This is a genomic window from Actinoplanes sp. NPDC051537 (assembly GCF_055586105.1).
The window spans coordinates 66,084-88,690 of sequence record NZ_JBVJIU010000019.1 but is presented as its reverse complement, the minus strand read 5'-3'; the positions used below and the strand labels follow the sequence as shown (position 1 = coordinate 88,690).

The 22,607-nt window shown below is 68.8% G+C and carries 18 protein-coding genes; 10 read left to right on the top strand and 8 right to left on the bottom strand.

Annotated features, from left to right (window positions below; all coding sequences use genetic code 11):
* Position 1: 1 nt before the first annotated feature.
* Positions 2 to 2,518 carry a DNA gyrase subunit A gene (gyrA, locus tag ACZ6TB_RS37970; RefSeq protein WP_465563118.1) on the bottom strand — a complete coding sequence of 839 codons (2,517 nt, stop codon included), beginning with the start codon at positions 2,516 to 2,518 and terminating at the stop codon, positions 2 to 4.
* A 105-nt stretch (positions 2,519 to 2,623) separates the two neighbouring features.
* Entirely contained in the window at positions 2,624 to 4,570 is a 1,947-nt protein-coding gene (gyrB, locus tag ACZ6TB_RS37965) for a DNA topoisomerase (ATP-hydrolyzing) subunit B (protein WP_465563115.1), read from the bottom strand.
* Positions 4,571 to 5,152: 582 nt separating this feature from the next.
* On the opposite strand from gyrB, the gene ACZ6TB_RS37960 reads away from it, so the two are divergent.
* A complete protein-coding gene (locus tag ACZ6TB_RS37960) occupies positions 5,153 to 5,719 on the top strand; it encodes a hypothetical protein (protein WP_465563112.1) in 567 nt (188 codons plus the stop codon).
* Between the two features lie 48 nt (positions 5,720 to 5,767).
* On the opposite strand, the gene ACZ6TB_RS37955 is transcribed toward ACZ6TB_RS37960, so the two are convergent.
* The 5 genes from ACZ6TB_RS37955 to dnaA all read right to left on the bottom strand — a co-directional run bounded on the left by ACZ6TB_RS37955 (position 5,768) and on the right by dnaA (position 13,273).
* Positions 5,768 to 6,355, bottom strand: coding sequence for a DciA family protein (locus tag ACZ6TB_RS37955; protein ID WP_465563374.1), 588 nt, complete (start codon positions 6,353 to 6,355; stop codon positions 5,768 to 5,770).
* Between the two features lie 211 nt (positions 6,356 to 6,566).
* Positions 6,567 to 7,697 (bottom strand): DNA replication/repair protein RecF, encoded by a 1,131-nt coding sequence (recF, locus tag ACZ6TB_RS37950; RefSeq protein ID WP_465563108.1) that lies wholly within the window; start codon positions 7,695 to 7,697, stop codon positions 6,567 to 6,569.
* Between the two features lie 22 nt (positions 7,698 to 7,719).
* Positions 7,720 to 8,592, bottom strand: a complete 873-nt coding sequence (gene gnd, locus ACZ6TB_RS37945) for a phosphogluconate dehydrogenase (NAD(+)-dependent, decarboxylating) (RefSeq protein WP_465563105.1) — start codon at positions 8,590 to 8,592, stop codon at positions 7,720 to 7,722.
* Between the two features lie 39 nt (positions 8,593 to 8,631).
* Positions 8,632 to 9,765 (bottom strand): DNA polymerase III subunit beta, encoded by a 1,134-nt coding sequence (gene dnaN / locus ACZ6TB_RS37940; RefSeq protein WP_465563102.1) that lies wholly within the window; start codon positions 9,763 to 9,765, stop codon positions 8,632 to 8,634.
* A gap of 1,642 nt (positions 9,766 to 11,407) precedes the next feature.
* Positions 11,408 to 13,273: a chromosomal replication initiator protein DnaA gene (gene dnaA, locus ACZ6TB_RS37935; protein ID WP_465563099.1), complete on the bottom strand. Its 1,866-nt coding sequence runs from the start codon at positions 13,271 to 13,273 to the stop codon at positions 11,408 to 11,410.
* Between the two features lie 609 nt (positions 13,274 to 13,882).
* Here dnaA and rpmH point away from each other — a divergent pair.
* The 5 genes from rpmH to ACZ6TB_RS37910 all read left to right on the top strand — a co-directional run bounded on the left by rpmH (position 13,883) and on the right by ACZ6TB_RS37910 (position 16,364).
* Positions 13,883 to 14,020 (top strand): 50S ribosomal protein L34, encoded by a 138-nt coding sequence (gene rpmH, locus ACZ6TB_RS37930; RefSeq protein ID WP_465563096.1) that lies wholly within the window; start codon positions 13,883 to 13,885, stop codon positions 14,018 to 14,020.
* Positions 14,021 to 14,055: 35 nt separating this feature from the next.
* A complete protein-coding gene (rnpA, locus tag ACZ6TB_RS37925) occupies positions 14,056 to 14,412 on the top strand; it encodes a ribonuclease P protein component (RefSeq protein ID WP_465563093.1) in 357 nt (118 codons plus the stop codon).
* Positions 14,409 to 14,666, top strand: a complete 258-nt coding sequence (yidD, locus tag ACZ6TB_RS37920; RefSeq protein WP_465563091.1) for a membrane protein insertion efficiency factor YidD — start codon at positions 14,409 to 14,411, stop codon at positions 14,664 to 14,666. The genes rnpA and yidD overlap by 4 nt, the downstream gene beginning before the upstream one ends.
* A 1-nt stretch (position 14,667) precedes the next feature.
* Positions 14,668 to 15,696 (top strand): membrane protein insertase YidC, encoded by a 1,029-nt coding sequence (gene yidC / locus ACZ6TB_RS37915; RefSeq protein ID WP_465563088.1) that lies wholly within the window; start codon positions 14,668 to 14,670, stop codon positions 15,694 to 15,696.
* Positions 15,697 to 15,794: 98 nt separating this feature from the next.
* On the top strand, positions 15,795 to 16,364 hold the full coding sequence (locus ACZ6TB_RS37910) for a Jag family protein (RefSeq protein ID WP_465563085.1): 570 nt from the start codon (positions 15,795 to 15,797) through the stop codon (positions 16,362 to 16,364).
* A 99-nt stretch (positions 16,365 to 16,463) separates the two neighbouring features.
* Here ACZ6TB_RS37910 and ACZ6TB_RS37905 read toward each other — a convergent pair whose 3' ends face one another.
* Positions 16,464 to 16,718, bottom strand: a complete 255-nt coding sequence (locus ACZ6TB_RS37905) for a hypothetical protein (protein ID WP_465563403.1) — start codon at positions 16,716 to 16,718, stop codon at positions 16,464 to 16,466.
* Here ACZ6TB_RS37905 and rsmG point away from each other — a divergent pair.
* From rsmG to ACZ6TB_RS37885, 4 genes are all read left to right on the top strand, one after another.
* On the top strand, positions 16,706 to 17,491 hold the full coding sequence (gene rsmG / locus ACZ6TB_RS37900) for a 16S rRNA (guanine(527)-N(7))-methyltransferase RsmG (RefSeq protein WP_465563371.1): 786 nt from the start codon (positions 16,706 to 16,708) through the stop codon (positions 17,489 to 17,491). The two genes, ACZ6TB_RS37905 and rsmG, sit on opposite strands and share 13 nt — an antisense overlap.
* Positions 17,492 to 18,532: 1,041 nt before the next feature.
* Positions 18,533 to 19,828: a ParA family protein gene (locus tag ACZ6TB_RS37895; RefSeq protein ID WP_465563368.1), complete on the top strand. Its 1,296-nt coding sequence runs from the start codon at positions 18,533 to 18,535 to the stop codon at positions 19,826 to 19,828.
* Entirely contained in the window at positions 19,825 to 20,838 is a 1,014-nt protein-coding gene (locus tag ACZ6TB_RS37890) for a ParB/RepB/Spo0J family partition protein (RefSeq protein ID WP_465563082.1), read from the top strand. The genes ACZ6TB_RS37895 and ACZ6TB_RS37890 overlap by 4 nt, the downstream gene beginning before the upstream one ends.
* A gap of 239 nt (positions 20,839 to 21,077) precedes the next feature.
* On the top strand, positions 21,078 to 21,584 hold the full coding sequence (locus tag ACZ6TB_RS37885) for a DinB family protein (RefSeq protein ID WP_465563079.1): 507 nt from the start codon (positions 21,078 to 21,080) through the stop codon (positions 21,582 to 21,584).
* Positions 21,585 to 22,607: the final 1,023 nt, after the last annotated feature.

The window sequence follows — 22,607 nt, the reverse complement described above, 5'->3', positions numbered from 1 at the left end:
ACTAGTCCTGTTCGTCAGGCTCGTCGGCATTGCGAGCAAGCGCCACGATGGTTACACCTTCTGGGAGGTCCATCAGCTTGACCCCCATTGTGTTCCGATCCCGCGTGCGCCGTACAGGCTTCACGGGAGTCCGGATGACACCACCATTGCTGGTGATGGCAAATAGTTCATCCTCGGGGCTGATCACGAGAGCGCCCACCAGTCCGCCACGACGCTCCGTGATTTTGGCGGTAAGAACCCCCTTCCCGCCACGGCCCTGCACCGGATACTCCTCGATCGGCGTCCGCTTTGCATACCCTCCGTCGGTGGCGACCAACACATCCATGCCGTCGCGAACCACTTCCATCGCGAGGAGCTCGTCGCTGTCGCCGAACCGCATGCCGATCACGCCGGAGGTCGCGCGACCCATCGGCCGCAGGGCCTCGTCGGTCGCGTTGAAGCGGATGGCCTGCGCCTTCTTGGAGACCAGGAGCAGGTCGTTCTCCGATGCCACCAGGGCCGCGCCCACCAACTCGTCATCCTCCCGCAGGTTGATGGCGATGATGCCACCGCTGCGGTTGGAGTCAAATTCCTCGAGCCGGGTCTTCTTCACGAGACCATTCTTGGTGGCGAGCACAAGGTAGGGCTCCACCTGGTAATTCGGGATCTGGATGACCTGCGCGATGTGCTCGTCGGGCTGGAAGGCGAGCAGGTTCGCGACGTGCTGGCCCTTTGCCACCCGGGCCGCCTCGGGCAGCTCGTACGCCTTCGCCCGGTAGACCCGGCCCTTGTTGGTGAAGAACAGCATCCAGTCGTGGGTCGAGATGACGAAGAAGTGCGAGACGATGTCGTCCTGCCGCAGCGTGGCGCCGCTGACGCCCTTGCCGCCGCGCCTCTGCGACCGGTACAGATCGACCTTCGTGCGCTTCGCATATCCCGTACGTGTGATGGTCACCACAACGTCCTCGCGCGCGATGAGGTCCTCCATGGAGACCTCGCCGTCGAACGGGATGATCTGCGTCTTCCGCTCGTCGCCGAACTTCTGCACGATCTCGCCGAGCTCCTCGGAGACGATCGCCCGCTGCCGCTCCGGCTTGGCGAGGATGTCCTTGAGGTCGGCGATCTCGATCTCGATCTTCGCGAGCTCGTCGATGATCCGCTGGCGCTCGAGGGCGGCCAGGCGGCGCAGCTGCATGTCGAGGATCGCGGTGGCCTGCACCTCGTCCACGTCGAGCAACTGCATCAGGCCCTGGCGCGAGTCCTCGACCGTCGGCGAGCGCCGGATGAGGGCGATGACCTCGTCGAGCATGTCGAGCGCCTTGACCAGGCCGCGCAGGATGTGCGCGCGCTCCTCGGCCTTGCGCAGCCGGTACGCGGTGCGCCGGCGGATGACCTCGATCTGATGGTCGACGTAGTGGCGGATGAACTGGGCCAGGTTCAGCGTGCGCGGCACGCCGTCGACCAGGGCCAGCATGTTCGCGCCGAACGTCTCCTGCAGCTGAGTGTGCTTGTACAGGTTGTTGAGCACGACCTTGGCGACCGCGTCGCGCTTCAGGACGATGATCAGCCGCATGCCGGTACGGCCGGAGGACTCGTCCTTGATGTCGGCGATGCCGGTGAGCTTGCCCTCCTTGACGAGCTCGGCGACGCGCTCGGCGAGGTTGTCCGGGTTGACCTGGTACGGCAGCTCGGTCACCACCAGCTGCGGCCGGCCGCGCTGGTCCTCTTCCATCTCGACCACGGCGCGCATGCGGATCGAGCCACGGCCGGTCCGGTACGCGTCCTGGATCGCCTGCTGCCCGACGATCAGCCCCTTGGTCGGGAAGTCGGGGCCCTTGACCAGCTCGAGCACCGCCTCGAGCATCGTCGGCTCGTCGGCCTCCGGGTTGTCCAGCGCCCACTGCACGGCCGCCGCGATCTCGCGCAGGTTGTGCGGCGGGATCTTGGTGGCCATCCCGACCGCGATGCCCTCGGAGCCGTTGACCAGCAGGTTCGGGAACCGGGCCGGCAGGATGGTCGGCTCCTGCGTACGCCCGTCGTAGTTGTCCTGCATGTCGACGGTGTCTTCGTCGATGTCCCGCAGCATTTCCATGGCCAGCGGGGACAGCTTCGACTCCGTGTACCGCATGGCCGCCGGCGGGTCGTTGCCCGGCGACCCGAAGTTGCCGTTTCCGTCGATCAGCGGGTAGCGCAGCGACCAGGGCTGACCCATCCGGACCAGCGCGTCGTAGATCGACGAGTCGCCGTGCGGGTGGTAGTTGCCCATCACGTCGCCGACGACGCGTGCGCACTTCACATAGCCGCGGTCCGGGCGGAACCCCGAGTCGTACATCGCGTAGAGAATCTTGCGATGCACCGGCTTGAGGCCGTCCCGCACGTCGGGCAGCGCCCGGCCCACGATCACGCTCATCGCGTAGTCGAGGTACGAGCGCTGCATCTCGACCTCGAGGCCGACGGGCTCGACTCGCTGGGTCACACCGCCGCCGCCGATCTCCTCGGGGGATTCGTCGCCGGCGGGTGGTTCGGGAGTGTCAGTCACTGTTAACCCTTACTCAAGGTGAAACCAGACAAGTACGGCTAAAGCACGCATCCTGCTGTGGATAACGTTGTGGAAATCGCGTGGACGCTGTGGATAGAGCGGTCCTCAGATGTCGAGGAACCGCACGTCCTTGGCGTTGCGCTGGATGAACGAGCGCCGCGCTTCGACGTCCTCACCCATAAGGACGCTGAAGAGCTCATCCGCTGTTGCAGCGTCATCGAGCGTCACCTGACGCAGCGTCCGCGTGGCCGGGTCCATCGTCGTGTCCCACAGCTCGTGGAAGTTCATCTCGCCGAGGCCCTTGAACCGCTGGATGTCGTCGGGCTTGGCGTTCGGCTTCTTCTGCTGCCGCAGCGCGATCAGGCCGTCCCGCTCCCGGTCGGAGTAGGCGTACTGCGCGTCGTCGCCCCGCTTGTTCCACTTGATCTTGTACAGCGGCGGCGCGGCCAGGTAGACGTGGCCCTGCTCGACCAGCGGCCGCATGAAGCGGAACAGCAGGGTGAGCAGCAGCGTCTGGATGTGCTGGCCGTCGACGTCGGCGTCGGCCATCAGCACGATCTTGTGATAGCGCAGCTTGGCGATGTCGAAGTCGTCGTGGATGCCGGTGCCCAGGGCCGTGATCAGCGACTGGACCTCGTTGTTCTTCAGCACCCGGTCGATCCGGGCCTTCTCCACGTTCAGGATCTTGCCGCGGATCGGCAGGATCGCCTGGATCTGGCTGTCGCGGCCCTGCTTGGCCGAGCCGCCGGCGGAGTCGCCCTCGACGATGAACAGCTCGCTGACGCGCGGGTCGGTGGACTGGCAGTCGGCCAGCTTGCCCGGCATCGAGCCGGACTCGAGCAGCGACTTGCGGCGGGCCAGCTTGCGGGCCTGCTGCGCGGCGATGCGGGCGCGGGCGGCCTGGGACGCCTTCGTGATGATCATCTTGGCGTCGGCCGGGTTGCGGTCGAACCAGTCGGCCAGCTGCTCGTTGGCGACCCGCTGGACGAAGCTCTTCATGTCGGTGTTGCCGAGCTTCGTCTTGGTCTGTCCCTCGAACTGCGGGTTCTGCAGCTTCACCGAGATGATCGCGGCGAGACCCTCGCGGATGTCCTCGCCGGAGAGCTTCTCGTCGCTCTTGAGGAACTTCTTCTCGGTGCCGTAGCGGTTGACGAGGCTGGTCAGCGCCGCGCGGAAGCCCTCCTCGTGGGTGCCGCCCTCGTGCGTATTGATCGAGTTGGCGAACGTGTAGACCGACTCGCCGTACGACTCGTTCCACTGCATCGCGACCTCGACCGCCATGCCCTCCTCCGGCGACTCGCTGCCGAAGTCGATGACCGTCTTGTGGATCGGGTTCTTGGTCTGGTTCAGGTGGCGGACGAAATCGGAGATGCCGTCCTTGTACATGAACGTGACCCGGCGGTGGTTGCCGTCGTCGTCGACCGACCGCTCGTCGGTGAAGTTGATCGTGAGCGCGCGGTTGAGGAACGCGTACTCCTGGAGGCGGCGGTAGATCGTCTGGAAGTCGAACTCGGTGGTCTCGAAGATCGTCGGGTCCGGCCAGAACTGCACCGTCGAGCCCGTCGTCGTCGTCTCCTCGCCCTTGACCAGCGCGCCCGGCTTGGAGGCGGCATAGTCCTGCCGCCAAACGAAGCCGGACTTGTGGATCTCGATGTGCATCCGGGTCGACAGCGCGTTGACCACCGAGACGCCGACGCCGTGCAGGCCGCCGGAGACCTTGTAGGCCGTGCCCTCGAACTTGCCGCCGGCGTGCAGGATCGTCAGCGCGACCTCGACGCCCGGCTTCTTGAGCTTGGGGTGCAGGTCGACCGGGAAACCGCGGCCGTTGTCGGTGACCGAGACGCCGCCGTCGGCCAGCAGGATCACGTCCACCGTGTCGCAGTAACCGGCCATCGCCTCGTCGACGGCGTTGTCCACAACCTCCCAGACCAGGTGGTGCAGGCCCCGCTCGCCGGTGGAACCGATGTACATGCCGGGACGCTTGCGGACTGCCTCGAGGCCTTCGAGCACGGTGATCGACTCTGCACCGTACTCCTGCTTCTTCTCTGCCACCCTCGGCCACTTTCTCGCACAAAGCCCCTGGTGAGAGGCCCCGCAACGGGGTTGGCGGACACACGGCGGGCGGCCGGCGGACACGACGAGCCACACGTGGGGAAACCCGCGGGGAGGAGCGGACCACCGGTGGAACCGTGCACGCCGGTCGCCGCGGCAGGCCCGCGGATCGTGATCGGCTGGAAAAACCGCGTAGCGTGACGAGTGCCGACCGGCCGTCACCACTGCGCAATGCTTTCCCGGTCTCCGTCGATTCTACCTCGCAGAAGCCAGTTCATGAGGGTGCGGCACCCCGTCCGGGTGCCTCAGATCGCCGTAGCGCCATCGGAGCCGTCACCCACGTCTCCCCCTACACGGAAGAGCCGCCCAGCGCAACGGCAACTGATCCGGCTGTCGATCGTCACCGCGCGCCTGCCGGGCCGAGCGGCCACGCGCTGCGACACTGCCTCACAACACCGGGGTGTGGTGTCGTAACCTTCGCCCGGCGCGAACCGGTGCGTGGCCGGAAGTCACACCGCGAGGTTGCATCGGCGCTCCGCCGCGGCGAAGCTCTGCGAGGCATGTCGAGGAGGGATGGCCCCCATGGCGCATGACAAGGGGCTGGACAACGTCGCGGTGCACTGGCCCCGGACGAACCAGTACTACGACCCGGTGGCACCCGCCGAGTTCGTCGATTTCGGCGCGATCGCCGACGCGCCCGAGATCGCCGCGCCGACCGGGGCGCTGGCGTTGCACATCGCCAAGACCGGCACGGTGCGCGCCACGGCGTACACGGAGCTGGTCGACCTGCTGCTGGGCCTCGACGGCGTGCTCTACGCGACCGACGCGGCGGCCGAGGACGAGGACCCGGTCATCGACCCGGACGGCTGCGCCTGGATCGCCGGCGGACTCGAGCGCTTCGTCGAGGGCCACGAAAAGTACGGCGATCTGGTCACCTTCGAGACCGTGGCCGAGGTGATGCGGGCGGCGATCAGCGAGGGCCGTCTCGCCGAGCAGCAACTGCGCTGGCTGGAGAACCGGCTGTCGGCCCTGCGCGACGACGCCGGCAACGCCCCGCATTGGAGCTTCGCCCGCTCCGAACTGGCGATTCTCGCCGGTTTCTACCGCCGGTGCGCCGATCGCGGTTTCGCCGTTTTCGCCGACTACTGAGCAAACGCGCAAACCCGCCTCAATGCGGCGGTCCGACTACTCTCCGCGTCACCCGTACGTGTCTCGCGGCCCCCGCCCCTGGACCCGTCGCGGGCCTTTGCTCCACGACGGCGCGGCCGGCCCGTGGATGTTCAGCTTGGTCACCACGTTGTGGCCGACCTCGGCCGCGATGCTTCTCAGCAGGGTCGCCGCGAGCATCCGCAGCTGCGTGGCCCACGCCGTCGACTCGGCCTCCACGGTCAGCACCCCGGCGTCGAGCTTGACCGGCCGGCTGTGCTTGGCGATGTCCGGGCCGACCACCCGCTCCCAGGCCCCGAAGACGGTCGCCTCGGCCTTGGGCTTCTCCCAGCCGCGCGCCTTCATGATCCGGCCGAGCACGTCGCCGAACAGCTGCGGGTCGCGCGGGTCGGGGCCGGGGCCGGAGTAGCCGCGCGGGCGCCTGCCACTGCCACCGTCCCCGGTGCGCCGGCGCGGGTTGGCGGCCGCGGCCTTGCGCTTGGCGAGGGCGGCGTCGAGCACGGCCCGCGCCAGTTCCGGCCCGGACGAACCGTCTCCGGACCCCGCACCGCCGTCTCCGGCGGACTCCCCGGCCCCCTCAGCGGGCCCCTGAGCCTCGGAACCGGCCCGGGAAGGGATCTCCCCACCCTCGGCGGTCGCGGGGCGCTCAGCGGGCCGCTCAGATCGACTCGGGTCCGATCTCGGCTCGGCCACGGTCTCGTACCACTCGTCGCGCCGGTCCTTGCGGAAGCTCCCCTTGCCGTCCTCGCGGAAGCTCCCTTTGCCGTCCTCGCGGAAGTCGCCCTTGGGAAAGAACCGCTCGGCGGTCGGGTCGTAGGGCGGGCGGTCGTCAGCCGGCACGGGTCACCGATCCCAGCGTCACGTCGAAGCGGGCGCCGCGCAGCGCCGCCGGCACATCCTCCGGGACGGCGCAGGTGACCAGCAGCTGACCGGCCTCGGCGACCAGGGCGGCGAGGCGGTCGCGGCGGCCGGCGTCGAGCTCGGCGAAGACGTCGTCGAGGACCAGCACCGGCTCGATGCCGTCCGAGCGCAGCAGGTCGTAGGCGGCCAGGCGCAGCGCCAGCGCGAACGACCAGGACTCGCCGTGGCTCGCGTAGCCCTTGGCCGGCAGGTCGCCGAGCGCGAGCGTGAGGTCGTCGCGGTGCGGGCCGACCAGGGTGACCCCGCGCTCGATCTCCGCCGTCCGGCGTTCCTGCAACGCCGCGAGCAGGGACTCTTCGAGCGCCGGGCGGTCCGGCGCGAGGTTTTCGCCGAGATTCGACGCGTACGCGATGGCGGCCGCGGCCCGGCCGGCGGCAACCGCGTCGTAGGCCTTCGTCAGGTGCGGGCCGAGGGCGGCGACCAGCTCGAGGCGCCCGGCCAGCAACTCGGCGCCGTGGTCGGCGAGGTGGTGATCCCAGACCTCGAGCGTGGAGAGGTCCTGCCCGCGGGTGCCGCCGACCTTGCGGGTGAGGTACGCCGTGCGCAGCAGCGCGTTGCGTTGCTTGATCACCCGGTCGTAGTCGGCCCGGACGCCGGCGTAGCGCGGCTGGCGCGCCACCAGCAGGTCGTCGAGGTAGCGGCGGCGCGCGGCCGGGTCGCCGCGGACCAGCTCCAGATCTTCCGGCGCGAACAGCACCATGCGCAGGGCGCCGAGCACCTCGCGCGGCCGGCGCGCCGGCGACCGGTTGAGCCGGGCCCGGTTGGCCTTGCCGGGAACGATCTCGAGCTCGACCAGCAACTCGCGTCCATCGTGGACGATCGCGCACCGGATGACGGCCGACGCGGCGCCGGCCCGGACGAGCGGGGCGTCGGTGGCCACCCGATGACTGTCCAGTGTGGCCACGTAACCGAGCGCCTCGATCAGGTTGGTCTTGCCCATGCCGTTCTGGCCGACCAGAACGGACACGCCCGGGTCGAGGTCGACCGCCACCCGCTCGTACGAACGGAAGTCGGCCAGCTCGACCCGGCGCACGTACATGTCCTGTTCAACCGGTTTCTGGTCAGCTGACGACGGCGTGGCCACCGAACTGCTGACGCAGTGCGGCGACGGCCTTCATGGCCGGCGAGTCGGGCTGGCGCGACTCGAACCGGGTGAACAGCGAGGCAGCGATGACGTGCAGCGGCACGGCCAGGCGGACGGCCTCGTCGACGGTCCACCGGCCCTCGCCGGTGTCCTCGGCGTAGCCCTTGAGCTTGGCCAACTCGGGGTCGCCGTCGAGCGCACGGTCGAACAGGTCGAGCAGCCAGGACTTGACGACGCTGCCCTCGCGCCAGCTCTTGAACGCACCGGGCACGTTGTCCACGTACTCGGACGCCTCGAGCAGCTCCCAGCCCTCGGCGAAGGCCTGCATCATCCCGTACTCGATGCCGTTGTGAACCATCTTGGTGTAGTGACCGGCGCCGACCGGTCCGGCGTGCACGAACCCGTACGGCCCGGCGGGCTTGAGCGCCTCGAAGATCGGCATCGCCTTGGCGACGTTCTCGGCGGTGCCACCGACCATCAGCGCGTAGCCGTTCTGGCTGCCCCAGATGCCGCCGGAGACGCCGCAGTCCATGTACCCGATGCCCTTGGCGGCGAGCCGCTCGGCACGTGGCCCGTCGTCGGAGAACTTGGAGTTGCCGCCGTCGATGATCAGGTCACCCTCGGACAGCAGCTCGGACAGCTGATCGATCGTGCTCTCGGTGATCTCGCCGGCCGGAACCATGGTCCATACGACTCGCGGAGCGCTGAGTTTCTCGACCAGTTCGGCGAGCGAGCCGACGTCCCGCTTGTCCGGATGGTGATCGAAACCGACCACTTCGTGTCCGGCCGAGCGGATGCGGTCGGCCATGTTGCCGCCCATCCGCCCGAGACCGATAAGGCCAAGCTGCATGGTGTTCCCCCTAGATGTGCGGTTCTCTCGCCTTCAGTATCAGCGCGTTACCCGGATCGGCATGATCAGATAGCGGTAACCGGGCACGATTTCGCCGTTTTCGCCTGCGGGGGAGATCACAGCCGGCTTGAACGCGTCGACGAACGACAGCATCGCGTTGGGTGCGCCGAGGTTCTGCAGGCCGTCGATCAGATACTGCGGGTTGAAGCCGATCGTCAGGGGCTCTCCGGTGAAAGTCGCCTCCATCGCCTCGCTGGCCCGCGCCTCTTCCGTCCCACCGGCCTCGACGACCAGACCGTCCTCGCTGAAGCTCAGCAGCACCGGGGTGGTGCGCTCGGCCACCAGCGCGACCCGGCGAACCACCTCGACGAGGGCGGCGACGCCGACCCTGGCCTCAGCGTTGTGGCTGGCCGGGAACAGCGAGCGCACCGGGGGGTAATTGGCGCCGTCGAGCAGGCGGCTGGTGGTGCGCCGGGTGCCGCCGGCAAAGCCGATCATGCCTTCGCCCGCGTTGCCCTGGGAGAGCGCGAGCGTCACCGAGCCGCCCAGCGGGCCGAGCGTCTTGGCCGTGTCGTTCAGCGTCTTCGCCGGGACGAGCGCGTTGAGGCTGATCTCCGAGTCGTCCGGGTTCCACTCCATCTCGCGCATGGCGAGGCGGTAGCGGTCGGTGGCGAGCATCGCCATCGACGAGCCGTTCAGCTCGATGCGGACGCCGGTCATCATCGGCAGCGTCTCGTCGCGGCCGGCGGCGATCGCCACCTGAGCGACCGCGGCCGCGAAGGCGGCGGCGTCGACGGTGCCGGCGCTGGACGGCATCTCGGGCAGGGTCGGGTAGTCCTCCACCGGCATGGTCGGCAGCGTGAACCGCGCGCTGCCGCACACCAGCTCGAGGTGCGCGCCGACCGCGGCGATGTCGACCGGCTTGTTGGGCAACGCCTTGGTGATCTCGGCGAGCAGACGGCCGGAGACCAGGGCGGCCCCGTCGGCGTCGGCCTGCACCTCGACGCTCACCTGGCTGGAAACCTCGTAGTCGAAGCCGGAGACGTGCAACCGGCCATCGGTGACTCGCAGCATGACGCCGGCGAGCACCGGCACCGACGGCCGGCTGGGCAGGCTCTTGGCCGTCCAAGCCACGGCGTCAGCGAGTGCGTCTCGCTCCACCCGGAACTTCATGCTGTCCTCCGCGTCGCTTCCTCATGTCAGGGCCGTGGACCACCACGAACTTTATTGCGGGCAGCAAGTCCGTGCGTGCCCGGGCCTACCGGTGCGAGGCGGTGGGAGCCGGCGGCCGGCCCAATCCACAACATCCCCAACGCCGTTGATTGCTTTTTGTTGTCTTAGAAAAATATCTAGTCGTCTTCATAGGGCCTGTGCATAGTGTGGAGAACTCGAGTTAGTGCAGGTCAACGGGTTATCCACCGGTGATTCACATGTGGGCAACCAGGGTACAAACCCCGGTCTGCGTCCACAGTCGTCGACCTGACTTCGGTTGTCCACCGTTGTCCACCGGCTATCCACCGGATTTCCACTGGGTTTGTCCCCCGCCCTGTGTACAGCGTCGGGACGCTTGCGGCTCGTCGTCCCCAGAGTCTTCAACAGGCAATCCACACGCGTCCACAGGACGTGGACAACCGAGTGACTCTCCGTGTCTGTCCACATCGATTTCCCCAGGACTCGTCCACATCTGTGGGCAACGCGGCCGAGCGTTATCCACGGCTGGGGATGAAGGCCTGTGAACGCCTGTGAATTAGTGTGGATAACGTTGGCACGAGACGGTTGCGTTCTGTCGTTGACAACGACGGCGGGAGATGGGTCGGTAGCCGGCCGGCCGAACCTGTGAATCCCCTGCGGTTATGCACAGGCTGGGGATAAAGGTATGGAAAACCGGCAAATGGCACACTTTGGAGTGATCGAGTCTGTGGGTAAGCCGGCGAGCTGTGGACAAACTCGGGGTGCGTGTCCGCCGATCCGGTGACCTGTGGATGTGGTTGGTGGCCGGGCGTGGGGGCTTCGGTGCTCGTTCGGATCCCGCCGCGGTCCCGCTCTCGGTCCCGCTGGGGTCTCGCCTCGGTCCAGCGGTGGTCCGCCTTCGGCCCCGTTGTGGTGCCGCCGTCGGCTCCCGCTGTGGAGTCCTCGGCCCGCGGTGGTGTCGCCCTCGGCCCCGCCTCCCGTCCAGCCTTGGTCCAGGCTTGGTGAAGCTCGGTCCCGCCTTGGTCCCGCCTCGGTCCCGCCTCCGTCCCGTGAGGACTCGTGTGGACAACCGACCGGAATTGTCGTAGCCAGGGCCTACTGTCCGGCCCACCCAAATCAGGGGCGGGGGAGGCGGCGGCCCCGGGTGGCGGCTCAAAACGGCGAGCGGCCGGCTGCGCCACGCCCGGCTCGCCGCGGCCGGCTCGCCACGCCCGGCTCGGGACGGTGAGCAGAGCGGCGGACGAGCGATACGCGGCGGTCCAGAAAGGCGATCGGCAGGGCGGGGCTGGCCCGGAGCAGCGGACGAGCGACGACCGAGCTTCACGCGGCGTGTGCGGCGGTGAGTGGCGACCCGCAGGGCGACGTCGGACCGCAGGCGGCGAGCGGCAGACCGCAGGCGGCGAGCGGCAGACCGTAGGCGGCCGCTGCCGGACCCAGGCGGCGGGCTGTGCGTGCCGGGCGTAGCAGCGGGAGTGATCCAAACCGCGTAACGGGCGGCGGAGTTCGCAGGCAGCTCAGCCCGGCGCCCGCGGCACAGGCTTGGGGATTACGGCCTCGCGGTGCTCGGCGGGGCGGCCGACCCCTGCGGTTGTGGACCGGCCGATCCCGTACCCGCGAAAGAGATTTAAGTGCTCTGTTTGATGCGGTTGGTCAGCTCGGCGATCTGGTTGTAGAGCGACCGCCGCTCGGCCATGTGTTGGCGGATCTTGCGGTCGGCGTGCATGACCGTGGTGTGGTCGCGGCCGCCGAAGGCCTGGCCGATTCGTGGGAGGGAGAGGTCGGTCAGCTCGCGGCAGAGGTACATGGCCACCTGGCGGGCGTTGACCAGCACCCGCGACCGGGAGTGTCCGCGCAGGTCTTCGAGCGAGACGCCGAAGTAGTCCGCGGTGGAGACCATGATCTGGTCGGCGGTGATCTCGGGGCCGGCGCCGTCGGGCATGAAGTCGCGGAGGACCTCTTCGGCCAGCGAAAGCTGGACCGGGGAGCGGGTCAGGCTGGCGAAGGCGGTCACCCGGATGAGTGCGCCCTCGAGTTCGCGGATCGAGTTGGAGACGCGCGAGGCGATGAACTCGAGGACGTCGTCGGGGGCGTACATCCGCTCCTGGGCGGCCTTCTTCTGGAGGATCGCGATGCGCGTCTCGAGGTCGGGCGGCTGGATGTCGGCGAGCAGGCCCCACTCGAAGCGGGTCCGCATGCGGTCCTCGAGCGTCGCGAGCTGGCGCGGTGAGCGGTCGGAGCTGATGACGATCTGCTTGTTGGCGTTGTGCAGCGTGTTGAAGGTGTGGAAGAACTCCTCCTGGGTGCGCTCGCGATTTTCCAGGAACTGGATGTCGTCGATCAGCAGGATGTCGACGTCGCGGTAGCGCCGCTGGAACGCCTGGGTCTTGTCGTCCCGCAGGCTGTTGATGAAGTCGTTGGTGAACTCTTCGGTGGACACGTAGCGGACCGAGCGGGCGTGGCCGAGGGTCGTCGCGTAGTGGCCGATCGCGTGCAGCAGGTGGGTCTTTCCCAGACCCGAACTGCCGTAGATGAACAGCGGGTTGTACGCCTTGGCGGGCGACTCGGCGACGGCGACGGCGGCCGCGTGGGCGAAGCGGTTGGACGAGCCGATGACGAACGTCTCGAACATGTACTTCGGGTTGAGCCGGTTGCCGTCGTTGGTCCCGCGCGGGTTGGTGGACGGGCGGAGGTCCATCGGCGCGCGGCCGGGGCCGTTGTCGCCGCGGGTGGGCAGCGCGTCCTCGATCAGCGTCGGGCGGTCGTCGGGTCGGCGCTGGTTGTCGCGCAGCTGGGCCGGGTTCGACGCCATCCGGTGCGGGGCGGCCTCGTTCTGGTCGGTGGCCGGGTCGGTGGCCGGCGCCGGCGCGAGGTGGCCGTGCGGCGCCTGATGCTGCATCGGCCGCTGCTGCATCGGCGCCTGGGTCATCGGTGCGGGCTGCGGGGGCTGCATCTGCTGCATCGGGGCCTGGGTCTGCGCCTGCGGGACGGGCGCGGACGTCGGCGCGGGCGGCGGATCGGCGAACAGGGCCTCCTGCCCACCACGCGCGGCGGGCACGTTGCGGTAGGAGGGGCGCTGGGCGCTTTCCCCGTACGCGTCGAGCGCGTACGCCGGAACGTCCGGCCGGCGTTGCTCGGGCTCGGCGTAGTGCCGCGGCTGGGGCTCGGCCGGCTCGGCCGCGACCGGCTCGATCGGCGTGCCGTAGACCGTGCCGGGCAGACCGGTGCCATCCTCGGGCGGCTTCACCGTGACGGCGACCTGTATCGGCCGGTTCAGCTTGCGGCTCAGTGCCTCGGTGATCGCCGGGCGCAGGCGCGACTCGATGACGTCGCGAGTGAAGGCGTCCGGCACGGCCAGGAGCGCGGTGTCCTCGACGATGGCGCGCAGCTTGGTCAGCTGCAGGTAGGCGCGCTGCTGAGGAGACGAGATCTCGTCGGCAAGCTCCTCCAGCGTCGCCTTCCACACATCGCTCAGGTCGACCTGATCGGCCACCGCCGCGCCACCCCCATCGCCACCGACCCCCGGTGACCTTGTCCGGCTAACCGCCTTTGCCCCGCCGCCGCCTGGTTTTCCAGGCGTCCGACGGCTCCCCCAATCCAGCACCACATTTAACGTGCTGAACACGCTTGACGCCACCGGTTGTCCACAGGTTATCCACAACCTGTGCACTCGCGGGCGGCGCTCCCCGGCCGGACGGTCGACAGACTTACCGGAGCCTGACGGCGCGGTTGCACAGGCTCACCGTGCCGAACGATTCACTTGCTTGTCCGGTTTTGGTCCGTTACGTCGTGGTATGCACAGAGCGCTGATGACCAGCAAACGGGCACGCTAACAGCGACGTCGTCGAAGCTACAACTGTCCCACCGCTCGACAAGCGCCCGTGAGCGCGAAAAGATTCACTACCCGCGCAGAAAGACGAGCTGTCGCGGGTGATGATCTCGTCTGTCGGCGTGCCGACGCACGATATAGTTGACCGGCATCGCCGCCCTGCGTAGGGTCGGGCGGTTGCTCCGCCGCGTTCTGATAAAGTGGCGTCTTGCAGCCCGATGCCCCCTTGGACGTTCGTCCTCTCGAGTCTCGTAATGAAGACGGAGTTTTGACGTGAGCAAGCGCACCTACCAGCCGAACAACCGCCGGCGTGCCAAGACCCACGGCTTCCGGCTGCGGATGCGCACCCGGGCCGGCCGTGCCATCCTTTCCGGTCGCCGCGCCAAGGGCCGCGGCAAGCTGTCGGCCTGAGCCGACCGCTTGCGGGCCGGAATGCCCAGGTAGTCGTGCTGGCCGCGGCGCAGCGTATGCGGCGTAGCGCCGAGTTCGCCGCGACGATTCGCGGTGGCCGGCGAGCGGGCCGGGGCACGGTTGTGGTTCATCTGCTTCTCGAGGAGCCGGTGCGAGCCTCCACGGCGCGCGCCGGCTTCGTCGTATCCAAAGCGGTGGGTAACGCGGTGGTCCGCAACAAGGTCCGCCGCCGGCTCCGCCACCTGGTCCGGCCCCTGCTCGGCGACCTGCCGGAGGGATCGATGCTGGTGGTGCGGGCGTTGCCGCAGGCGGCCGAGGCGTCGTTCGCGACCCTCGGCGCCGACCTCGAGGCGGCCCTGGCGGCGGCCCGTCGACCCCGGCGGCCGCGATGAGCGTGCTCGCCCGTGTGCTGACCGCGATGGTCGTCGCGTACCGTCGTTATGTGAGCCCGGTGCTGCCGGCCCGCTGTCGGTTCTATCCCTCGTGCAGCGCGTACTCGTTGGAGGCGCTGACGAAGCACGGCGCGATACGAGGGACGGGACTGACCGTATGGCGGCTCCTACGCTGCCACCCCTTCCACCCTGGCGGGTACGACCCGGTGCCTGACCCGATCCGTCACCGTCCTGCCGATGTGACTGGAGCATGAATTGAGCCTCGACTGGATCTACTACGCCATTTCGTGGATCCTCCTGCGCTGGCACGCCTTGTGGAACTCCATCGGAATCCCGGACAACTTCCTCGGCACCAGCTGGGACTGGGTCCTCGCCATCGTGTTCCTGGTGGTGACGGTCCGCGTCATCCTCTTCCCGGTCTTCGTCAAGCAGATCAAGAGCCAGCGGGCCATGCAGGCGTTGCAGCCCAAGGTCAAGGCCCTGCAGGAGAAGCACAAGGGTGACCGGGAGACGCTCCAGAAAGAGATGATGGAGCTCTACAAGACGGAGAAGGCCAACCCGCTCATGGGCTGCCTTCCGATGTTCTTGCAGATCCCCGTCTTCCTCGGTCTCTTCCACACGCTGCGCCGGCTCAACCCCGGGAACACCCAGACCACGTTGTACGGGTGGACCGACGCGCAGTTCAAGGAGGCGACCCACGCGACGCTGTTCAACGCGCCGCTCGCCTCGAAGTTCGGCTCGACGGCCCAGGAGCTCGCCGCGCTGGGCGCCAACAGCGTCACCGTCAAGGTCGTCGCCGGCATCCTGGTCCTGATCATGATGGGCACGACGTACGCGACCAGCCGTCAGATGATCCTCAAGACCGGTTGGGCCGAGGACCCGCAGCAGAAGATGATCCAGCGCCTGATGCTGTACGGCATCCCGCTGTCGCTGCTCGTCTCCGGTTCGCTGTTCCCGATCGGTGTGATCATCTACTGGGTCACGAACAACCTGTTCACCCTGGCCCAGCAGCAGTGGGTGCTCCGCAAGTTCCCGCCGCCGCAGATGGCCGGCAAGTCCGGCTCGTCGGCCAAGCCGTCGGCCGCCCCGGCCAAGAAGGCCACCGGCGCCGCCCCGAAGAACCCGGTGCAGCCGGGCCGCAGCGGTGGCCTCTTCGGCCGCAACAAGGCCCAGGCCGAGCCCGAGACGCCGGTCGTCGACACCAAGGCGCTCGCGCCTCGGCCCGGCGCCAAACCGGTGAATCCGAAGAAGGGCGCACGGCCCGCCAGTAAACCCAAGGGATGATCGCAGCTCGGGGGCCTCGCGAGGCGCCCGAGCGCTCCCCTTCCTGAGACCTCCCCGCGGGCGCCGCCGCGGGAACCATTGAGTACGGAGATGACACCGTGACCGACACCAGCACTCCCGATTCTTCGGTCTCCGCCGCGTCGACCGAGGCCTCCGCGCCGGAGGAGACGGCCGAGGAGACCAAGAAGTCGGAGACCGTCACCTCCGAGGGTGACCTGTTCCGGCAGAGCGAGATCGCCGCTGACTACGTCGAGGGTCTGCTGGACATCCTCGACTACGACGGCGACATCGACGAGCTCGTGTCGGCGGGGCGCCCGATGGTCGAGGTGGTCGGCGGCCGTCTGCAGCCGCTCGTCGGCCAGCGCGGCGCCACGCTGGAGGCGCTGCAGGAGCTCACCCGGCTGGCGATCTTCCGCGCCACCGGTTCGCCGAGCCGGCTGCTGCTCGACATCGGCGGGTACCGCGCGTCCCGCCGCAAGGAGCTCGCGGCCGTCGCCCGCAACGCGGTCGAGAAGGTCAAGGAGCACGGCGACCCGGTGCGGCTCGAGCCGATGTCGGCGTTCGAGCGCAAGTGCGTGCACGACGTGGTCAACGCGATCCCGGGCGTGCAGAGCGAGTCCGAGGGCGTCGAGCCCAGCCGCCGGATCGTGGTGCGGGCGGCGGACTGACAATGACGGAACCCCGCTTCGGCGCGGGTGAGAGCGGCCCGGGCGAGTCGTCGCCCGGGCCGTCGTCTTTCCCGGGTCGTAAATCGCCTCGGCGGCCGGTCAAGTTTCCGGGGCGGTCTGCCCCGCAGACAGACAGGTCTGCCCGTTCTTCCTCCCCGGCGCCGGCGTCTTCGCCGCCAGCTTCACCGCCGGGTTCGCCACCTTCTTTGCCGCCAGCTTCTCCGCCAGGTTCTCCGTCCACTTCGCCGCCCTCTTCGCCGCCAGCTTCTCCGCCGGGATCGCCGCCCTCTTTGCCGCCAGCTTCTCCGCCAGGTTCGCCGCCCTCTTCGCCGCCGGCTTCGCTGGCTTCCCCACGGGGCGGGTCTGAGTCGGGTGACGGGCTTCCCCCGGCGGAGATCGCGGAGGTGGCCGCGCGGATCTTCGGCGACCGGTTCGAGTTGGCGGTGGAGTATGCCCGACTGCTTGTCACCGACGGCGTCGTGCGGGGACTGATCGGGCCGCGGGAGGCGCCGCGCATCTGGGAACGCCACCTGGTGAATTGTGCCGTTATGACGGAGATCATCCCTATCGGCGCTTCGGTGGTTGATGTGGGTTCTGGTGCCGGTTTGCCCGGTATCGTGCTGGCAGTGGCGCGGCCGGATCTCACGATCAGCCTGGTCGAGCCGCTGGCACGACGAACCGCGTTCCTGTCGGAGGCGGTGACCGCACTCGGCCTCGATGCGACCGTCACGGTCGTCCGGGGTCGCGCCGAGGACGTCGTCGACGGGCCCCCCGCCGGCGCCGACGTCGTCACGGCGCGGGCGGTCGCGCCGCTCGACCGGTTGGCCGGCTGGTGCCTGCCGCTGGCTCGGGTGGGTGGACGGCTGCTCGCACTCAAGGGCAGTTCGGCCGCCGAGGAGGTCGCGGAGCACCGGTCCGTGATCGCCGAGCTGGGCGGCGGGACGCCGGTTCTCCGGGTCTGCGGGACGGGACTGATCGAGCCGCCGGCGACGGTCGTGGAGATCGTCAAGGAACGGGACGTCGTGCGGTCACGGCCGAAGCCGTCCAGCCGGGCGGAGGCATCGGGGCGGGGCGCGGGCGGAAGAGCCGGCGGCCGGGACTCCGGACGGAGAACGCGGAGGGGTTAAATGGCCAGGCGGGGCGCGCGGAAGCGGCATGTGAAGACCCGACGTCCCGATCAGGTCAAACCTCAAGTAGGACAGGGTGGGGTTCCGGGGCCGCGCGAATCGTCCAGCGGGGACCCGGGACCGTCTTCTGTCTCGGCGGGCTCGGGCTCGGGCGGGTCGTCTGGCGTTGACGATGGGCGGGGGCTGTCGGGCGGCGCGTCTGGCGTTGATCAAGGGCTGCGCGGGTCGGGCGGCGCTGACGGCGAGGCGCGGGGGGCCTCGGGTGGTAGTCGAGGGCGGCGCGGGTCGGGCGGCCTTGACTCGGGGGCGGTCGCTCGAAAGGGCGGTGCCGATCGGGGGCGATCCTCCGATGTGGGGACGGCGGTGGCTTCCGAGTCGGGACCTGGGGGCGTGCCCGGGCCCCGCGAGGCCGGCGCGGCGCCGATTGTGGCGGACCAGAGCTCGGTGTTCGTCGAATACGTGTGGCCGGGCGAGGCCTCGACGGGGTCGACCGAGGCGATTCTGGCTCGGCCCTGGCTTTCCGGCGGATTTGGGCCCTCGATTGCTCTGTGCCAGGGGGCTGGCCCATCGCGTACGGGTAAAAATGTCTCCGCGAAAGAGTCGCCTCGCTCCGAGGAAGCAGGCGGAGAGATTGCGGGGGTTTTAGACGTATTTGGTGGGGAATCGGCAGCCACAAGCGTGTGCGCCGAAGCGGCCGCGTTGCGCCTGGTGCCCGGCGTGATGGTCTTCGCGGTGCCGGAAGCGGATGATCTGTCTACGTTGCACTCGCCTCATCGGGCGGACGGCCGTGGCGGGGCTCGCCCAACAAACGTAGGCTGGCCGGGCGTCGATAGGGTGGACCGGTCTGACGCCGGAACGCACGAGTCGCCTACCGACCCGTTCCTCACTTACAGGGATAAACCGGTGCATGAGTTCGGTGTTTCACGTGAAACCGAGTCGCCTCTCGGCCCGATTGGGCGCGGGGGGACCGGCATCGGTGGGCCTATTGGCGCTAACACCATGGATCAAGGCGTGCCCGCGCCTCGCGTAGGCAGCGGTTATGTGCCTCGCGCTTCCTCGTCGGGGCAGGTTTATGGAACGCCGGCGCCGCCGCCGGGCCCGGAGGAGCCGCGCTTGCCCGCGCCGCGCTCCGGCCCGCCCGCGGTGGCGTCCTCCCCCGTCCCGGTCTCGGCCGCTCCGGCGCCGACCTCGGCTGTCCCGGCGCCCGCTTCGCCCGCCCCGGTGCCGACTTCGGCTGCTCCGGTGACCCCGGCTGCTCCGGTGACCCCGGCTGCTCCGGCGACTTCGGCCGCTCCGGCGACCTCGGCTGCGCCCGCACCGACTTCGGCCGCTCCGGCGCCGACCTCGGCTGCTCCGGCACCTACCTCGGGTGGTCCGGTCGCCCCGGCCGGACCCTCATTCGGGCCCGCGAGCCCCTCGTTCGATGCGGACGAGCATGTTTCACGTGAAACGCCGAGCGAGGATGAAGACGATCCGCCGCTCGCCATGGAAGCGTTGCGAGCTGTGCAGATCCTCAACCCGAGCGGCGAAATCACCATGCCGCGTCCGGACCACCCGAGGGTGCTCTGCGTCGCGAACCAGAAGGGCGGCGTCGGCAAGACGACCACGACCGTGAACCTGGCGGTCGCCCTGGCGCTGCATGGCAACCGCGTGCTCGTCGTCGACCTTGACCCGCAGGGCAACGCCTCCACCGGTCTCAACGTGCCCCACCACGCCGGCGTACCGGACGTGTACGACTGTCTGATCGACAACGTGCCGCTGTCCGAGGTCGCGCAGCCGGTCGAGGGCATTCCGAACCTGTTCTGCGTGCCGGCCACGATCGACCTCGCCGGTGCGGAGATCGAGCTCGTCTCGGTGGTGGCACGCGAGTCGCGGCTGGCCCGGGCCATCGCCGCGCACCCGGAGAAGTTCGACTACGTCTTCATCGACTGCCCGCCGTCGCTCGGCCTGCTCACGGTCAACGCGCTCTGCGCCGCGCAGGAGGTGCTGATCCCGATCCAGTGCGAGTACTACGCGCTGGAGGGGCTCAACCAGCTGATCAACAACATCAACCTGGTCCGGCAGCACCTGAACCCGACGCTGGACGTCTCGACGATCCTGCTGACCATGTACGACCGACGCACCCGGCTCGCGGACGCGGTCGAGCAGGACGTGCGCAACCACTTCGGCACCAAGGTGCTCAACGCCGTCATCCCGCGGAACGTGCGGGTGTCGGAGGCTCCGAGCTATGGCCAATCCGTGATGACCTACGATCCGGGTTCAAGGGGCGCTACCAGCTACTTCGAGGCCGCCCTGGAGATCGCGATGCGTGGCGTCAACACGGGAGGCACGGCATGAAGAATCGTCCACGGGGCGGCCTGGGCCGCGGCCTGGGCGCGTTGATTCCGACGGCACCGGCCGTCGAAACCGCTTCTTCTCCCCCGGTCGCTCCCGCGTCGGCGCCGATTCCGCCGCCGGCCTCCGCGCCGTTCGAGGAGGCTGCGAGCTTCCCCGGTGATCAGCTCGCGCCAGTTCCCGGTGCGCGCTTTGCCGAGCTGTCGGTCACGTCGATCGTGCCGAACCCGAAGCAGCCGCGACACGTTTTCGACGAGGAAGCGCTCGAGGAGCTCAAGACCTCCATCAACGAGGTCGGCTTCCTTCAGCCGATCGTCGTGCGCGATCTCGGCGACGGCAACTACGAGCTGGTCATGGGCGAGCGGCGATGGCGTGCGGCGCAGGCCATCGGCAAGGACAAAATTCCAGCGATCGTACGCGAGACGCGTGACGATGCGATGCTCCGTGACGCCCTGCTGGAGAACATCCACCGTGCGAATCTGAATCCCCTCGAAGAGGCGGCCGCCTATCAGCAGCTGCTCGAGGAGTTCGGCGCCACGCACGAGGAGCTGGCGCGGCGCATAGGCCGCAGCCGGCCGCAGATCTCGAACACGATCCGGTTGCTGAACCTGCCGGCGCCCGTGCAGCGGCGGGTGGCCGCCGGGGTGCTGTCGGCCGGGCATGCGCGGGCGCTGCTCGGTCTCGACGACGGCGAGGCCCAGGAGAAGCTTGCGCTTCGCATAGTGGCCGAGGGTCTCTCGGTACGCGCGACTGAGGAGCTCGTTTCGCTGGCGCTGGCGGACGGACCGGCCAAGAAGGCGGCGCCCACCCGTCGGGCCAAGGTCCACGCGCCGGCGCTGAACGAGCTCGCCGATCGGCTGTCCGATCGGTTCGACACTCGGGTCAAGGTCGACATAGGCCGGAACAAGGGCAAGATCACGATAGAGTTCGCGACGGTCGACGACCTCGAGCGGATCGTCGGGATGATCGGGGTCGAGGAAGAGGGGCTGTCGTCGGCCAGTAGCGACGAGTAGCCAATTGCGGCGGGGGTCAGGCACGTGATTCGTCACGTGCCTTTCTTGTTGTCTTGACCCGTTTTCGGCGCTTCGAGAGCTTCGATGGGTCTTGTGGGGCTTTTTGGTGGGGCTCCCCCGCCATTTTCGGCCTCCGCAAAACCCCAGGAGAATGGCTCTGACAGAACCAAAGCGGAGCCGCCTCCACGCTTGACTTAGATCATCATCAATAATGTAATACTGTTGTGAAGGGATGACGTATGACTGTCGAGCGGCCGGATCCTCCCCGCCTTAGCGGCGAACGGGAGACGTTGCGAGTCTTCCTCGACTTCCACCGGGCGACGCTCGCGTTGAAGTGTTCGGGACTGACGGATGAGGAGTTGCGGTCCCGGTCGTCGCCACCGTCGACGTTGACATTGCTCGGCTTGGTGCGCCACATGGCCGAGGTCGAGCGGACGTGGTTCCGGCGCGTAATCGCCGGCGAGGACGTCCCGCTGATCTGGTCCCCTGCGGGCGACTTTCAGGCCGCGTACGACGCCGGCTCGTCGACGGCGGCCGAGGCGTTCGCGGTCTGGGAGGGCGAGGTGGCCCGGTCCCGTGAGATCGAGGAGGCGGCCGATTCCCTCGACGTGACCGGCCACCAGGCGCGGTGGGGCGAGGACGTGTCGCTTCGTTTCGTGATGCTGCACATGATCCACGAGTACGCCCGCCACAACGGTCATGCCGACTTCTTGCGGGAGTCAATCGACGGCGTGGTTGGCGCCTGATCGGCGTCTCCCGTCACGCTCGCCCCCGGTGGTGCGTACGTCTCCGTTTCACGTGAAACGGAGACACAGGCGGCGGTGACGGGTTCGTTGGTCGACCTGATCTGCTCGCAGGAATAGCAGTCCGCGTCCCGATGGTGAGGAGGCACCCCATCGGCCCTGGGTGCCCGCGACGACCCGCCGCAGCGCATTGGCGAACTTGGTCGCCACGCTGGGCGCTGCCCGTTTGTTTGCCCTAGCGCTTGCCCTAGCTGTTGCCCCTGCGCCGTTGCCTAGCCTCGCTGCCTCGTGCTTGCCGCAGCTGGCTCTCTCCGCTCTGGCCGCCGGCGAGTGCGCCGCCGTTTCACGTGAAACGGCTCCTCTCTTCCGGACCCCAGCGCGTCGCTCAGAGCCCGGCCTTCCTGCACCGGTTCGTCCTGGTGCGTTACGCGACGGGTGGGCCGCCGAGGCGGAGCCATCTCATGGACTCGTGGCCATGTTTCACGTGAAACGCGCTTTGCTCGCCCCCAGACACGACGTCGTGGCCAGCGGCCTCGCCCGGGTGCCCGGCTCGCCTCACCGAGCTCCCGTGATCAGGCGTCCAGATCGCGGTGGCGGTGCTCGGCATGTTGCTAGCCGCATCTCACCTGGTCGCCATGGGCGGGTGGTGGTGTCGTCCTTGCCGGCAGGGCCGTCGGCCAGCCGGCCCCGCACCGTGTTCGGCAGTCGGCTCCAGGCCACGAGCGCTGGCTCCGATTGGCGGCAGGTAGGGCCCGCCGTCGAGATTTCGACCGTGCCCGACCGAGGGTCGTCATACCCCGACCTCGGCGCCCGCCACCTACGCGGAACCTCTCGGCATCGAACGAGTCGCCGACGCAAGCTCGATCCCCCGAGGTTCCAATCGGCGCGACTTGTTTCACGTGAAACGGCCCGCCCTAGAATCTCCCGGAGCCCGGAGCCCGGAGCCCGGAGCCCGGAGCCCGGAGCCCGGAGCCCGGAGCCCGGAGCCCGGAGCCCGGAGCCCGGAGCCCGGAGCCCGGAGCCCGG

Coding starts and splice junctions, on each gene's coding strand:
- ACZ6TB_RS37890 (WP_465563082.1), top strand. CDS start 19,825: ATGAAGAATCGTCCACGGGGCGGCCTGGGCCGCGGCCTGGGCGCGTTG.
- ACZ6TB_RS37885 (WP_465563079.1), top strand. CDS start 21,078: ATGACTGTCGAGCGGCCGGATCCTCCCCGCCTTAGCGGCGAACGGGAG.
- gnd (WP_465563105.1), bottom strand. CDS start 8,592: ATGCAGCTTGGCCTTATCGGTCTCGGGCGGATGGGCGGCAACATGGCC.
- dnaN (WP_465563102.1), bottom strand. CDS start 9,765: ATGAAGTTCCGGGTGGAGCGAGACGCACTCGCTGACGCCGTGGCTTGG.
- recF (WP_465563108.1), bottom strand. CDS start 7,697: ATGTACGTGCGCCGGGTCGAGCTGGCCGACTTCCGTTCGTACGAGCGG.
- yidD (WP_465563091.1), top strand. CDS start 14,409: ATGAGCGTGCTCGCCCGTGTGCTGACCGCGATGGTCGTCGCGTACCGT.
- ACZ6TB_RS37960 (WP_465563112.1), top strand. CDS start 5,153: ATGGCGCATGACAAGGGGCTGGACAACGTCGCGGTGCACTGGCCCCGG.